Source organism: Rhizobium sp. BK251 (assembly GCF_004345245.1).
Classification (GTDB): Bacteria; Pseudomonadota; Alphaproteobacteria; order Rhizobiales; family Rhizobiaceae; genus Rhizobium.
Genome location: NZ_SLUQ01000001.1, coordinates 1 through 14,724, shown reverse-complemented (window position 1 = coordinate 14,724; position 14,724 = coordinate 1). Strand labels below are relative to the sequence as shown.

Annotated in this window: 14 protein-coding genes; 9 read left to right on the top strand and 5 right to left on the bottom strand. The window is 63.0% G+C overall.

Annotated features, from left to right (window positions below; all coding sequences use genetic code 11):
• Positions 1-5: 5 nt before the first annotated feature.
• From EV286_RS00070 to EV286_RS00045, 6 genes are all read left to right on the top strand, one after another.
• Positions 6-1,025 carry an aldo/keto reductase gene (locus EV286_RS00070; RefSeq protein ID WP_132955685.1) on the top strand — a complete coding sequence of 340 codons (1,020 nt, stop codon included), beginning with the start codon at positions 6-8 and terminating at the stop codon, positions 1,023-1,025.
• Positions 1,026-1,047: 22 nt separating this feature from the next.
• On the top strand, positions 1,048-1,494 hold the full coding sequence (locus tag EV286_RS00065; protein WP_132954965.1) for an RbsD/FucU domain-containing protein: 447 nt from the start codon (positions 1,048-1,050) through the stop codon (positions 1,492-1,494).
• 202 nt (positions 1,495-1,696) lie between these two features.
• Positions 1,697-2,683 (top strand): ABC transporter substrate-binding protein, encoded by a 987-nt coding sequence (locus EV286_RS00060; RefSeq protein ID WP_132954964.1) that lies wholly within the window; start codon positions 1,697-1,699, stop codon positions 2,681-2,683.
• 121 nt (positions 2,684-2,804) lie between these two features.
• Complete coding sequence (locus EV286_RS00055) at positions 2,805-4,358, top strand: sugar ABC transporter ATP-binding protein (protein ID WP_132954963.1); 1,554 nt, start codon at positions 2,805-2,807, stop codon at positions 4,356-4,358.
• Positions 4,359-4,386: 28 nt separating this feature from the next.
• On the top strand, positions 4,387-5,361 hold the full coding sequence (locus EV286_RS00050; protein ID WP_132954962.1) for an ABC transporter permease: 975 nt from the start codon (positions 4,387-4,389) through the stop codon (positions 5,359-5,361).
• Positions 5,362-5,428: 67 nt separating this feature from the next.
• Positions 5,429-6,448 carry a zinc-binding alcohol dehydrogenase family protein gene (locus tag EV286_RS00045; RefSeq protein ID WP_132954961.1) on the top strand — a complete coding sequence of 340 codons (1,020 nt, stop codon included), beginning with the start codon at positions 5,429-5,431 and terminating at the stop codon, positions 6,446-6,448.
• Here the strand turns inward: EV286_RS00045 and EV286_RS00040 are convergent.
• From EV286_RS00040 to EV286_RS00020, 5 genes are all read right to left on the bottom strand, one after another.
• The gene (locus tag EV286_RS00040) at positions 6,445-7,167 is read right to left on the bottom strand and encodes a copper homeostasis protein CutC (RefSeq protein ID WP_132954960.1); all 723 of its coding nucleotides are present in this window, start codon (positions 7,165-7,167) and stop codon (positions 6,445-6,447) included. The genes EV286_RS00045 and EV286_RS00040 overlap by 4 nt on opposite strands.
• A complete protein-coding gene (locus EV286_RS00035) occupies positions 7,164-8,150 on the bottom strand; it encodes an ROK family protein (protein WP_132954959.1) in 987 nt (328 codons plus the stop codon). Before EV286_RS00035 ends, EV286_RS00040 begins: the two co-directional genes overlap by 4 nt.
• The gene (locus tag EV286_RS00030; protein WP_132954958.1) at positions 8,147-9,019 is read right to left on the bottom strand and encodes an ABC transporter permease; all 873 of its coding nucleotides are present in this window, start codon (positions 9,017-9,019) and stop codon (positions 8,147-8,149) included. Before EV286_RS00030 ends, EV286_RS00035 begins: the two co-directional genes overlap by 4 nt.
• The gene (locus EV286_RS00025; RefSeq protein ID WP_132954957.1) at positions 9,019-9,939 is read right to left on the bottom strand and encodes an ABC transporter permease; all 921 of its coding nucleotides are present in this window, start codon (positions 9,937-9,939) and stop codon (positions 9,019-9,021) included. The genes EV286_RS00030 and EV286_RS00025 overlap by 1 nt, the downstream gene beginning before the upstream one ends.
• A gap of 61 nt (positions 9,940-10,000) precedes the next feature.
• Positions 10,001-11,527, bottom strand: a complete 1,527-nt coding sequence (locus EV286_RS00020) for an ABC transporter substrate-binding protein (RefSeq protein ID WP_165932755.1) — start codon at positions 11,525-11,527, stop codon at positions 10,001-10,003.
• A gap of 164 nt (positions 11,528-11,691) precedes the next feature.
• Between EV286_RS00020 and EV286_RS00015 the strand changes: the two genes are divergently transcribed.
• The 3 genes from EV286_RS00015 to EV286_RS00005 form a co-directional block, all read left to right on the top strand.
• The gene (locus EV286_RS00015) at positions 11,692-12,825 is read left to right on the top strand and encodes an ROK family transcriptional regulator (protein ID WP_132954955.1); all 1,134 of its coding nucleotides are present in this window, start codon (positions 11,692-11,694) and stop codon (positions 12,823-12,825) included.
• An 8-nt stretch (positions 12,826-12,833) separates the two neighbouring features.
• On the top strand, positions 12,834-14,282 hold the full coding sequence (locus EV286_RS00010; RefSeq protein WP_132954954.1) for a M81 family metallopeptidase: 1,449 nt from the start codon (positions 12,834-12,836) through the stop codon (positions 14,280-14,282).
• A 92-nt stretch (positions 14,283-14,374) separates the two neighbouring features.
• Positions 14,375-14,724, top strand: a 350-nt coding sequence (locus EV286_RS00005) for an ATP-binding cassette domain-containing protein (protein WP_132954953.1), incomplete at its 3' end; no start/stop codon positions are given.

Sequence of the window (14,724 nt, the reverse complement as noted above, 5' to 3'; positions counted from 1 at the left end):
GGATGATGAGGAAGAGACAGATCGGCCGCACCGCGCTGGCCGTGACCGAATTCAGCTTCGGCGCGGCAGCCCTAGGCGGTCTCTATCGCGCATGTCCGCGCGAGCAGGCAATGGATACCTTGCAGGTGGCCTGGGATACTGGCATCCGCTATTTCGACGTAGCGCCCTGGTACGGTCTTGGGTTGGCTGAGCGGCGCGTCGGCGACTTCCTGCGCGACCAACCCGAGAATGAGTACGTGCTTTCGACGAAGGTCGGTCGGCTGCTGCGGCCCGTTCCCAGCGGAACCGTTCCGGACTACAGCTATGTCGACCCGCTCTCCTTCGATGCCGACTACGACTATTCCTATGACGGGATCATGCGGTCGGTCGATTTCAGCTATGCGCGCCTCGGCCTCAACCGTATCGACATTGTCTATGTCCACGACATCGGCGGATACACGCATGGCGCGGAAAGGAATGCCTTCCATCTGAAGCAGTTCCTTGATTCCGGCGTCAGGGCCCTGGAGGAGTTGAAATCGTCAGGCGCGATCCAGGCATTCGGTCTTGGGGTCAACGAGGTGCCGGTCTGCCTCGATGTGATGAGAAATGCCGATATCGACTGCATCCTGCTAGCCGGGCGCTACACCCTGCTCGACCGCTCGGCTGTCGCCGAGCTCCTGCCGCTTTGCGAGAAGACGAAAACCTCGCTCGTCATCGGCGGCGTGTTCAATTCCGGCATCCTCGCGACTGGCCCAGTCCCGGGAGCGCCTTTCGACTACATGCCGGCTACGCGGGAGGTGCTCGCGAAAGTCGGGGCGATGGAAGAGATCGCGAAACGCCACGGCGTGCCACTTGCCGCCGCGGCCCTGCACTTCACGCTTCGCCACCCCGCCGTCGCGTCGGTGCTTATAGGAACCGCAAAGGCCTCGAGCCTCGAGCGCAACATGGCACTCGCCGCGCAACCGCTGCCGGACGACCTCTATGACGCTTTCGAGGCGTTCACGCTCGTAGCGCCGCCGCTTGGCGAAGAGGCGGTGAGAGTTTGATGAAGATCGAAGGAGCAAAGAAATGCTGAAGGGAATTCACCCACTGCTTGGCCCGGACCTGCTTTTCGCGCTTCGCACCATGGGTCATGCGGACGAGATCGTAATCGCCGACGCCAATTTTCCGTCAACCTTTCTCGGGCCCGAGGTCATCCGCGCCGACGGCGTGGATGCAGTCGCCATGACCGAGGCGATCCTCACGCATATGCCGCTCGATACCTTCGTTCCCGATGCGGTCTGGCGCATGGAGGTGGTCGGAGATCCGGCGGCGGTCCCGGAGATTTGCGTTGAGTTCCAGGATGTTGTTTCCAAGCGCGCCGGCGATTTTCCCATCGTGCCGCTCGAAAGGTTCGCCTTCTACGAGCGCGCCCGCAACGCCGCCTATATCGTCGCGACCACCGAATTCCGGCTTTACGGAAATCTCATCCTGAAGAAGGGCGTCGTGCACCCACACGAGGTCTATTCCGGTTAGGGATCCCACGGAATGAAGGGCATCAAACACAGATACTTGGAGGTATTTCGCCCGAAAATCTAGCCCGAAGGGTACCCTTGCAATTTGATGGAGCCTCGGCTAGCTTCGCGCCAAAATGTTTTTTATCGATAAAAATCGTCCGCATGCGTTCGGCGGTGCGATTTACTTGGAGGAGAGAACGCACCTGAGAGGAGAACCACTAATGAGCATGAAATCCATTCTTTCCCGTCGCACCTTCACCGGTCTTGCGGGCGCGGCAGTTTTCGCATCCATGATGCCTGCCGCATCCTTTGCGCAGGACGTGACGATACCGATCATCGTCAAGGATACGACGTCCTTCTACTGGCAGATCGTGCTCGCTGGTGCCCGCAAGGCCGGCGCAGATCTCGGCGTCAACGTGCCGGAACTCGGCGCGCAGTCCGAAGCAGACATCAACGGCCAGATCAGCATCCTTGAGAACGCGGTCGCCGGCAAGCCCGCAGCAGTCGTGATCTCGCCGACAGAATTCAAGGCGCTCGGCAAGCCGATCGATGAGGCCGCCAAGTCCGTTCCGATCGTCGGCATCGACTCGGGTGCGGATTCAAAGGCCTTCAAGTCGTTCCTGACGACCGACAACGTCCAGGGCGGCCGCATTGCCGCTGACGGTCTGGCCGCAGCCATCAAGGAAATGACCGGCAAGGAAGAGGGCGAAGTCGTGATCCTCACCAACCTTCCGGGCGTCGGCTCGCTCGAGCAGCGCCGCGAAGGTTTCCTGGATCAGGTCAAGACCAAGTATCCCGGCCTCAAGGTCATCGCCGACAAGTATGGTGATGGCCAGGCAACGACCGGTCTCAACATGATGACCGACCTGATTACCGCCAATCCGAACCTCATCGGCGTCTTCGCCTCGAACCTGATCCTGGCGCAGGGCGTCGGCCAGGCGATTGCCGAGAACAAGCTTGGCGACAAGATCAAGGTCATCGCCTTTGACAGCGACGACAAGACGGTCGGCTTCCTGAAGGAAGGCGCGCTGGCGGGTCTCGTCGTGCAGGATCCCTACCGCATGGGCTATGACGGCATCAAGACCGCGCTCGCCGTCTCGAAGGGTGAAACGGTGCCGGCAAATGTCGATACCGGCGCGAACCTCGTCACCAAGGCGAACATGAGTGATCCGAAGATCGATGCTCTGATCAATCCGAAGATCAAGTAAGGACAAGCAATAGCCGCGCGAGCGAAATCCCGCGCGGCCTTTTCTTCACCTGTGCTATCGTCTGTCTGGGGAGACGGATGACGGGTGGAGAGACCGGCATTCGCCAGAGGAGGAGAAGCCCATGAGCGGACTCGAAGAGGTCGCCCACCGCCATGACGACAGCGCCACGCTGCGCGAGGCAAACCGCGTTCCCGCAGGGGCGCCGATCCTCGAACTCAGGGGATTGCAGAAGAATTACGGCTACGTCCAGGCGCTCAAGCCCGCGACTGTCACCTTCCTGGCAGGCGAGATTCACGCGATCGTCGGCGAGAACGGTGCCGGCAAGTCCACCCTCATCAAGCTGCTGACCGGTGTCATCACCAGGACCGCCGGCGAGATTTTCTGGTGCGGCCATCCAGTTGCGCTTGCGACGCCCAACGAGGCGATCGCGCGTGGGATCAACGCCGTGCACCAGGAGGTCGTGCTCTGCCCGCACCTCACCGTCGCAGCCAATCTGTTTCTCGGCGACGAGGTCAACCGGTACGGCCTGATGCGCAAGAAGCAGATGGAAAAGATGGCGCAGGCCGTGCTCGACGATCTTGGCTTCGGGCTGCCCGCCGGTGTGCCGCTGAGCGACCTGACGATCGGCCAGCAGCAGCTTGTCGCTACCGCCCGCGCCGCCATGCGCGGCACCCAGTTCCTGATCTTCGACGAGCCGACGGCCTATCTCACGCGACAGGAATCGGCGCAGCTCTTCAAGCTCATCCGCCGTCTGCAAGGCGAAGGCGTCACGATCGTCTACATCAGCCACCGCATGGAAGAGGTGTTCGAGCTTGCAGACCGTGTCTCGGTGCTGCGCGACGGCACCCATGTGGGCACGCGGGCGATAGGCGAAACCAACGAGGCGGAATTGATCGCCCTGATGATCAACCGCTCCATCGAGCAGATCTACCACAAGGAGGAGATCCCGATCGGAGAGACGATCCTCGACGTCCGCGGGCTCTCCGGTCCCGGTTTCGACGATGTGTCGCTGACTGTAAAGGCCGGCCAGATCGTCGGGCTCTATGGACTGATCGGCGCAGGACGAAGCGAGTTCGCTCTCGGGCTCTACGGCCGTGAAAAGACGACAGCCGGCGAGATCCACTGGATGGGCCAGAAGGTCGACATCAGGAACGAGCGCACGGCGATGGAGCTCGGTATTGCGTTGGCCCCGGAAAGCCGGCGCGACCAGGGGCTCTGCCTCAATCTGCCGATCGGCCTCAACATCAACCTGCCAGTCTTCAGAAGGCTCAGCAAAGGCCCGGTCATCAGCCACCGCGATGAATCGCAGAACGCCGACCAGCAGATCCGTGACCTCTCGATCAAGACCCCGAGCCGCCGCGTCCTCGTGTCGAGCATGTCCGGCGGCAACCAGCAGAAGGTCGTCATCGGGAAGTGGCTCAGCCATGGCGCGCGGCTCTTCATCTTCGACGAGCCGACTGTCGGTGTCGATGTCGGTACGAAGGCCGAAATCTACCGCCTCTTCGCCAAGCTGCTGAAGGGCGGCGCGGGCATCATCCTGATCTCGTCCTACCTGCCTGAAGTTTATGAACTTGCCGACCGACTGCATGTGTTCCGTCGCGGCCAGCTGGTGGCAAGCCACGATTACCACGCGGCGACACATGAAGAAGTGCTCAGCGAAGCGATCGGCGTCTGAATAAGAGAATGAGAGGGAGAGAGAGCCAATGACCGCAACCCCCACAGAGATCGCCGCACCGCCACCGCGCCGGAAAGTAAACATCCTTTTCGGCCTGACCTTGATCGGCCTGCTTCTCTTCCTCTGGGTCCTGCTCGGCATCGTCACCGCGAGCTTCTGGACGCCGCTCAACATCAGCAACCTGCTTCGGCAGGGGGCGATGACCGCCATCCTCGCCCTCGGTCAGACCTTCGTCATCATCACCGCCGGCATCGATCTGTCCGTCGGTGCGATCGTGGGCTTCTGTACCGTCATCATTGCGTGGCTCCTGCAGGCCGGCGTACCGCTCTGGGCCGCGATCCTGATCACGCTGATGATCGGCGTCGCAATCGGTTCGTTCCATGGCTTCGGCATCGTGAGCATGGGCTTGCCGCCCTTCATCATCACGCTCGCAACGCTGACGTCGCTACGCGGCCTCGGTCTGCTCATCACCAACGGATCGACGATCAACATCGTCAACGAGCCCTTCACGAACTTTGCCCGTGCGGACTTCCTCGGCGTGCCGAGCCTGTTCTGGATGGTCATATTGGTGGCCGTGCCATCCTACATCTTCCTGCATCTCAGCCGCTGGGGCCGCTACCTTTTCGCGGTCGGCTCCAATCGCGAAGCTGCACGTCTGTCGGGCGTTCGCATCAACGCCATCATCTACATGGCCTACATCCTTTCGGCGACCTTCGCGGCCTTCGTCGGCGTGTTGCTAGCCTCTCGTATCGCGATCGGCAACGCCACGCAGGCGGATGGCTGGGAGTTGCAGGCAATTGCCTCCTCGGTCATCGGCGGAACCAGCCTGTTCGGCGCCGTCGGTTCGGTCCATGGCCCGCTGATCGGCGCCTTCATTCTGGCGACCATCAACAACGGCGCCAACCTGCTGAACGTCAACTCCTTCTGGCAGCGCATCATCACCGGTCTTCTGATCATCGTGATCGTCTACTTCGACCAGCTGCGCCGCCGCCGTAACCCCTGAGGGCACGCCAGCATAGGAAGCCGGCGCTGAAGAGCCGGCTTCTTCAATTTGAAATGCGAGATCCATCATGAAAGCGGTGCTTTGCAGAGAACCCGGCGTCCTCGAACTCGTGGAGCGCCCCTCCCCCGGCGCGCCCGCGCCCGGCTGGGTGCGACTGGCGGTAAGCCATGTCGGCATTTGCGGAACGGACTATCACATCTTCGAGGGCAAGCATCCCTTCCTCGAATATCCGCGCGTCATGGGTCATGAAATCTCGGCGACGGTTATCGAAGCGGGAGACGGCGTCGACCTCCCAGCCGGAACTGCGGTCGTCGTCAATCCCTACCTCGCCTGCGGAAAATGCGTCGCCTGCCGGAACGGCAAGCCCAACTGCTGCACGGCGATACAGGTGCTCGGCGTTCACCGGGACGGCGCCTTCTGCGAGGAGATCAGCGCCCCGGCGACCAACCTGTACCCCGCCAGGGGCCTGAGCCTCGAAGCGGCGGCGACGGTCGAATTCCTGTCGATCGGCGCCCATGCCGTACGGCGCTCCCTTGCAGGTGCTGGAGCACGCTCGCTGGTGATCGGCGCAGGCCCGATCGGGCTGGGGACAGCGCTCTTCTCACGCATTGCCGGCCATGACGTCACCTTGCTCGACACGAGCGCCGAAAGGCTGCAGATGGCCGCGGAGCGTTTCGGCTTTTCTTCCGGCATCGTTGCCGATGGCGGTGCCGCGGACGCAGTGAAGGCAAAAACCGACGGCGAGGGATTCGACGTCGTCTTCGACGCAACCGGATACGCCCCCTCCATGGAGAAAGCCTTCGGCTATGTCGCCCATGGCGGAGCGCTGGTCTTCGTGAGCGTCGTCAAGGAAGAGATCCGCTTCTCCGATCCCGAATTCCACAAGCGCGAAATGATGGTGATTGGCAGCCGCAATGCGCTTCGCGCAGATTTCGAGCATGTCATGAATTCGATCGCCAGCGGGCTCATCCCTGTGGACAGGCTGATCACACACCGCACGACGCTCGAAGACACACCGCCCGACCTCGCACGGTGGACCCATGAAAAAGGCGGCCTCATCAAGGCCGTCATCAAAGTCGGCGGCTAGAGCGCGTCGATCGCCTGGCGCATTTGCCTGACTACGGAGATGTCGGTGCGGTTTGAGATCGGCGGCTCGAAGCCGAATGATGCCGCGCGCGGATCCTGGCTGGCGACCGGCGAACTGCAGGAACCGTGAACCTCTGTGGCGCCGGTGGCGCGCAGGATTTCAGCGACGTTGCCCGGCCGGATGCCGCTGCCGGGCATGATCGAAATACGGCCCGCCGCCCTGGCGGAAATCCGCTTCAGCGTTTCCAGGCCGTCGATTGCCTTCGGCACGCAGCCGGAGGTGAGGATGCGCTCGCAGCCGAGTTCAACCGCCTGTTCCAATGCAGTATCGGGATCCGGCACTAGGTCGAAGGCGCGGTGAAGCGTCGCGCCGAGGCCGTTCGCATGGGCCTTCAGGCGACGGATCAGCGGCATGTCGAGCGTGCCATCCGGGCGGTTGGCGCCGATCACCACGCCGGCAAGGCCGAAGGCACGCACGGCATCGATATCGGCCAGCATCGCCTCCTCATCGGCAGCATCGAAAATGAACGGCCCGGCATGCGGGCGGATCATTGCATAGATCGGAATGGGTGCTGCGGCCGCGGCCTTCATGAGGCCGGCAACCGGCGTCAGCCCGCCGAGTTCGAGAGCCGAGCAGAGCTCGATACGGCCGGCGCCGCCGGCGATGGCCGCTACCAAGCCCTGAGGGCTGTCCACGCAGACTTCCAAGAGCACGGTCATTGCGCCTCCCCCTGACGGCCGAGCACGGCAGCACCGAGAAGCCCGCCATCGTCGAGCCGCTCAGCCGGCACGACCAGGGGCTCATTCCTGCGATGCAGGATCCGGCGGCGCACGGCCTTGTCGATTTCCTCTATCAGCGGCGTGACCGATGCGAGCCCGCCTCCGACGGGAACGATCGAAGCACCGGTCAGATTGACTGCCAGTGCCAGAGGATCCGCCATCAGGTCCAGATAGACGGCGACGGTACGCGAGGCTGCCTCATCCCCCTGCTGCCAGCTTCCGAGAATAGCATGGCTACTCTCGTCCTTGTCGTGGAGAAAGCGGTGCAAGCGCTCAATGCCGCGCGCACCTCCGATCGTATCCGCGCAGCCCGCCTGGCCGCAGCCGCAGGAAAAGCGTGGAATGAAGATGCGGCCGTTGCCGTCCTCCAGATCGACGGTGGTATTGAGGATCGGCCCGTGACCCCATTCGCCGGTAACGCCGCCGGCGCCGCGCACCAACCTGCCATCGACAGCAAGACCGCCACCGACACCGGTGCCGAGAACGGCGCAGAAGACGACGCTATGGCCGCGACCGGCTCCTTCGTTGGCCTCTGCAAGCGTCAGACAGTCCGCATCGTTGCCGGCAAGGACCGGCCGTCCCATGAGCTCCGTGAGCTCTTCGCTCAACCGATGGCCGGTCACGCAAGGAATATTGGCAGAAGTGGCGGCGCCCGTCACCGGATCGACAAGCCCCGCGATGGAGAGCGCAAATGGCGAGAGCGCGATGCCCGATCCGGCATTGCGCTGGATGAGGTCGCAAAGGGTCCCGACGAAACCGTCCCACGAGGTCGATGGCGTCGGAATCTTCTCGAGCAGGACCAGCCGGCCCGGCGCCGGCGAGACGCCGAACTTGATGAACGAGCCGCCGATGTCGGCGCAGAAGACAGGCTTTTCCCCCTGCGGCTCCTGGAGAAGCGGAGCGGTGATTTCGAGGGCGCTCATCGACGTGGATCCAGAAGGTCTCGCAGGCCATCGCCGAGTATGTTGAAGCCGAGCACCGTCAGCATGATGGCGAGGCCTGGAAAGAGAGACATGTAGATGTTGAGACCCAGATAATTGCGGCCGTCACTCATCATCGCGCCCCATTCCGGAAGCGGAGGCTGCGCGCCGAGGCCGAGGAAGGAAAGGCTCGCCGCCGAGAGCACGACCGTGCCCGCCGTCAGCGTGGACTGGACGATGATCGGCCCGATGGCGTTGCGAAGGATATAGCGCGTCATGATGCGGTACTGGGATATCCCGAGCGAGATCGCCGCCTCGACATATTCCATGTTCTTGAGGCTGAGCGTGATGTTGCGGCTCAAGCGGGCATAAACCGGCACGGAGAAAATGGCAATTGCAATCAACAGGTTGACGAGGCTAGTGCCGAGGACGCTGACGATCAGGATTGCAAGCACGATGCCGGGAAAGGCAAAGAGGATATCCATGCACCACATGATAGCCTGGTCGACATAGCGACCCGTCATGCCGGAGATGATGCCGAGCGGCACACCGACAAGGACGGCAAGACCGACGCTGAGGACCACTTCGAGCAATGATATGCGCGCGCCGTAGAGGACTCGCGCAAAAATGTCCCGGCCATTGTCATCCGTGCCGAAGGGGTGCTCCCAGGAGGGCGGCAACATCGTCGACATCAGGTCCTGCGCATAGGGATCGGCCGCGGTGACGAGCGGCGCGAAGGCCGCCAGCAGCACGACGATGCCGATCAGCACTGCGCCGATCGTCACGCTGCGGTGCTGGAGCATCCATCGCAGGGCGCTGCGGGAGCGGCTCCTGCGACCGATGGCCTCGCCGTTTGAATGCGCCACCGCCATCAGTCGAACCTTATCTTCGGGTTGAGCACCGCGATCAGAATCTCGGCAAGGAAATTCATCAGGACCACGCCGGTGACGGCAACCAGGGTCACCCCTTGGATCACGGGATAGTCGCGATAGCGCACGGAATCCACCAGCAAGCGGCCGATGCCCGGCCAGTTGAAAACCGACTCCGTGACCACCGCCCCGCCTATGAGGCTGCCGAAATTGAGGCCGACGATCGTGACGATCGGGATAAGCGCGTTGCGCAGCGCATGGCTCCAGTAGATCGAATGGGCCGGTACGCCCTTGGCGCGTGCGGTGCGGATATAATCCTGCGCCAGGACCTCGATCATGCTGGAGCGTGTCATGCGCGCAATCACCGCCATCGGCAGGACCGCAAGTGTGATCGAGGGAAGCACGAAGCTCTTCCATGAGGTCGCGCCGAGGAGCGGCAGCCAGCCGAGACCGACCGAAAATGTGTTCATCGCCATCAGCGCCAGCCAGAAATTGGCGATCGAGGCGCCGGCAATGGCAAGCAGCATGACGGCCTGGTCAGGCCAGCCGTGCCGGTAGATGGCTCCGATCATGCCGGCCGGCACACCGATCGCGATCGCCAGCAGATAGGCGGTAATCGCAAGACCGATGGTGAAGGGCATGCGCTCGGCAATTTCGGCGACCACCGGAAGCTTCGACTTCAGCGAGGTGCCGAGATCGCCGCGGACCGCGCCATAGGCAAATTGCGCATATTGCTCCGGGATGCTGAGGTCGAGACCGAGGCGGGCGCGCATGTTGTCGACGGCTTCCTGCGTCGCCTCGGGGCCTGCCATCATGCGGGCCGGATCGCCCGGCAGCGCACGGATGGCAACGAAGACCAGCAGCGACACGCCGATCAGGATCAGCGGCAACGCGAGCAGTTTCTTGGCGACGTAGGCTTTCATCAGACCGTCATTTCCACCGAAGCGGAGGGGCGGCGATTGTCGCCCCTCCCACTCATCGGTTCTACTCTTTCGTTGCTTCCTTCGCGATAACCAGGCCGCCGGGAACGAGCCATGCGCCCTTCACGTTTGCACGGGCCGCATAGAGGTCCTGCGTGGTGTAGAGCAGCACATGCGGAGCCTGTTCGTTGACCTCTTTCTGGGCATCGACATAGATCGCGTTGCGCGCCTGCTCGTCCAGCGTGGAGGCAGCCTTGTCGACCAGTGCGTCGAGCTTCGGATCGTTGAAGAAGCCGAGGTTGGCGCCGGCCGGAGAAGAGCTTGCCGAATGGTAGAGCGGACGGAACTGCAGGTCAGCACCGTTCACCCCCGAAGACCAGGAGGCGATGACCGAGCCGATATTGTCGGCCTGCTTGCCCGCGGGGTCCGCGAAAGCGGCCTTCGACCAGACGCCGCTTTCCATGCGACGGACATCGAGCTTGACGCCTGCCTTGGCCCACATGGCCTGCAGCAGTTCGCCGATACGCGCCTCAGGCTCCTGCACGATCGTCGACATCTCGAAGCCGTCCGGATAGCCGGCCTCGGCGAGGAGCTGCTTCGCCTTCTCGATATCGTAGCTGTAGGGCGCCAGCGACTTGTCGTAGCCGGGCGTTACCGGTGCCAGCGGCGAGTTGGCGGGCGTTGCGTAGCCCTGCATGATCGCGCGGACGAGGCCCTCGCGGTCGGTCGCATAGTTCAGCGCCTGACGCACGCGGACATCGTCCAGCGGCTTCAGCTTCGTGTTGAGCGAGACCCAAAAGACGGCCGAGCCGTCGGACTTGTTGAGCTTCATCTCCGGGTTGGCATCGACCTGGGCAGCGAAGGCCGGCGGCAGCGGGTTAACGATATCGGCATCACCCGTCTGCAGCGCCATATTCATGACAGAGGGCTCGGACGTCCAGGTCCACTTGATCTCGTCGGCACCCTTCGGTGCACCACCCCAGTAGTTCGGGTTCTTGTCTTCCAGCACATACTCGCCGGACTTGTATTCAGCGAGCTTGTAAGGACCGGTGCCCACGGCCTTGCTGCCGATCGTGCCGGCCGCATCGGCCGTCGGGCTGACCATCAGGCAGGGGCCGGTGGACAGCAGCGCGAGGAAAGCAGGATAGGGCTTCTTGAGCTTGAACTGCACGGTCTTGTCGTCGACGGCAGAGACACCGTCGATGAAGGTGCGCAGACGACCGCTCGCGGCCAGGCCGCGCTTGGTATCGAGGTGACGGGCGAAATTCTTGACGACGGCGTCCGCATTGAAGGGCGTTCCGTCATGGAAGGTGACGCCTTCGCGCAGCTTGAAGGTCCATACGAGGCCCGCGTCATCGCTCGACCACTCGGTCGCGAGCGCCGGCTTGAGCGAAAGATCGGACGCGCGAGCAAGCAGGCCCTCATACATCGGGTCCAGCACGGCCGCGGTAAAGGTGGCGGTCTGATCGCCCGGATCCATCGAGCGCGGTGCTTCGGTCTGCATGACCGTCAGCGTGGCTGCCATTGCCGAGACCGGTGCCAGAAGCGCTCCCGCGACGGCACAGCTCAGCGCAAATCTGCGACTTTTCATTAGGTTTTTCTGGAAAATCATCATTGCGTTCACCCTTTAGTTGGTCTTTCATCCAAGGTTCGACAACAGCGGACTTAGATCACTTTTGTAATTTATTGAGGTTGATTTGTTCACTTTCTGAACTTAATGTCAAGCCGAAATAGCGACCGAGCGAGTCATCGTCCATGCTCACTTCCACCCAACGCCAGCTTCTGCGCGTCATCAGCGGGTCCGGCCCGCTGAGCCGGACGGACCTTGCGCTCCAGATGGGCCTCAGCAAGGCAGCGATGAGCGGACTTGCCCGAGACCTCATCGATCTCGGCGTCCTGCACGAGACGGAGACCGTGTACGGCCAGGGACGCCCCTCCGTCCTCCTCGATCTCAGGCCGGAATGCGCCTTCTTCGTCGGCGTGTCGCTGCTGGAAGATCCCGCACCGATGGTCCTCAGCGACCTTAACGGCAACATCATCGCCCGCCAGACCATGCCCTTCTCGAGGGATCCGGTCGCGATCGCTAACCTCATCAAGGAATGCCTGCCGAAGCTTCTCGACGGGCGACCCGACATCGCCGAAAAGCTCTCCGGCATCGGGATTGCGCTCTCCGGTTTTGTCGACGAAAAGCAGGCAAACTGCGTTCAGTCGACCCTGCTCGGCTGGCAGGATGTGCCGCTCGCAAAGATCGTCAGTGAAAAGACCGGCATCGAGACCTTCATCGAAAACGATGCCAAGGCGATTGCGGTCAGCGAGAAGCTTTTTGGCACGGCCCGCGAGATGCAGAACTTCAGCGTCGTCTCGCTCGGTGACGGCATCGGCTGCGCCCATTTCGTCGACGGCAAGCTCTATCGCGGCAATCACGGCGGCGCCGGCGAAATCGCCCATTGCACGATCGAGCTCGGTGGCCTGCCCTGCCGCTGCGGCAAGCGCGGATGCCTCGATACCATCGCCTCGATGAAGGCGATCAAGGAAATGTCGCGCGCCGAGGGGCTGTCGTGCACCTCCATCTCGGAGCTCGAGGAGGTGGCGGCCGGCGGCACCGCATCGGCGATCCGCATCCTGCATAAGTCGGGTGCAGCGCTCGGGCTCGCGATCGCGCACCTGATCCAGATGAACGATCCCGGCATGATCCTGATTACCCACGTCGAGGGCTCCTTCGACGGCCTGTTCGGTACGGTCATGCAGCAGTCGATCGAGGCGAACGTCCTGCCGCGCTATGCGGGCCAGACGCCGATCCGCACGCGGCTGGTCGACACGGATATCTGGTCGCGGGGCGCGGCCAGCATTGCTGCCCATAATTTTCTGATCGGTCCCAATTTGAACTGAGGTTTCCCATGCGAATTGCCGTCGGCGGCATTCATATCGAATGCAGTACCTACAATCCGGTCCTGAACGAGGAGAAGGACTTTCGCGTGGTGCGCGGTGCAGGCCTCCTGGCGGCACCCTATTTTGCCTTCCTCAAGGACTACGACGCCGAATTCCTGCCGACCGTCCACGCGCGCGCCATCGCCGGCGGCCCGGTCGCCCGCGCCACCTATGAGGCCTTCAAGACGGAATTCCTGGAAGGGCTGAAGGCACTCCTGCCGCTCGACGGCCTCTATCTCGCCATGCACGGCGCCATGTATGTGGAAGGCATGGAAGATGCCGAGGGCGACTGGATCAGTTCAGCGCGCGAAGTGGTCGGCGACGATTGCACCGTCTCGGCGAGCTACGACCTGCACGGCAACGTCACCCAGCGCATCATCGATGCGCTCGACATGTATTCGACCTATCGCACGGCCCCGCATATCGACGTCGAGGAGACGATGCGCCGCTCCGTCGCTATGCTGGTCGAGAGCCTGAAGACGGGGGTGAAACCGCTGCTTCTCTGGGCACCGATCCCGGTCGTGCTTCCGGGCGAGCGCACCAGCACCGTCGATGAGCCGGCAAAGAGCCTCTACGCCATGATGCCGGAGATCGATGAAATCGACGGCATCTGGGATGCGTCCCTGATGGTCGGCTATGTCTGGGCGGACGAACCGCGCGCAACCGCGGCCGCAATCCTGACCGGCACCGACCGCGCGGTGCTGGCGCGCGAAGCCAGACGTGTCGCCAAGGCCTATTGGGACGCGCGCGAGGAATTCGTCTTCGGCTGCGAGACCGGCTCGCTCGAGGAATGCGTCGCAAAGGCGGTCGCCAGCAAGACCGGACCGGTCGTGCTCGCCGAATCCGGCGACAACCCGACCGGCGGCGGTGTCGGCGATCGGGCGGACGTGCTTGCCGAACTGATCGCGAAAGGGGCCGAAGGCGTTGTCTTCGCCGGCATCGCCGACAAGGCTGCGGCGGAAGCATGCTATTCGGCGGGTGTCGGCGCGAAGCTCACGCTCACCGTCGGTGCGTCGCTCGACACCGAGGGCAGCAAGCCGGTGACGGCCGATTTCACCGTCAAGTTCCTCCTCGACACCAGCGAGCCCTCGGATCGCCAGGCGGTGGTTTCGATTGGCGGCATCGATCTCGTGCTCTCCGCAAAGCGCCGCCCCTACCACAACATCGTCGACTTCACCCGGCTCGGCCTCGACCCGCAGAAGGCGAAGATCATCGTGGTGAAATCCGGCTATCTTTCGCCGGAACTGGCGCCGATCGCCAATCCGAACCTCATGGCGCTTTCGCCTGGCGTCGTCGACCAGTTCGTCGAGCGCCTGCCGCGCCTGCGCAAGCAGCGCCCGACCTACCCCTTCGACAAGGATTTCTCGTTCGAGCCGAAGATAACCCTCTCCGCACGCTCCGTGGCTCGGGCGGGCTGAAAGAACTGACCGGAGCGGCCTTGGGAAGCCGCTTCGGAACGGGCCAGACGGCAAAGCCGCGGCCCGGAGAACAAGAAGAACAAGGGAACGTCATGAACACCACCGCCATCTCCCCCGAAGGACAACCTGCGCCCGCGACGCCAGTTTTGTCTGTCTCGCATCTGACGACGTCGTTCCTGGTGGACGGGGAGTGGCGGCCGGTGGTGAGGGACGTGTCGTTTGCGGTGATGCCGGGCGAGACGGTGGCGATCGTCGGCGAGAGCGGCTCGGGCAAGAGCGTCACCTCGCTCTCGGTCATGCGGCTCTTGTCGAAGGGTGCGAGCCGCATCGAGGGCGAGATCCGTTTGGGCGGCCGCGACATCCTTGCGCTCTCCGACCGCGAGATGCGCGCCGTGCGCGGCAAGGACGCGGCGATGATCTTCCAGGAACCGATGACCTCGCT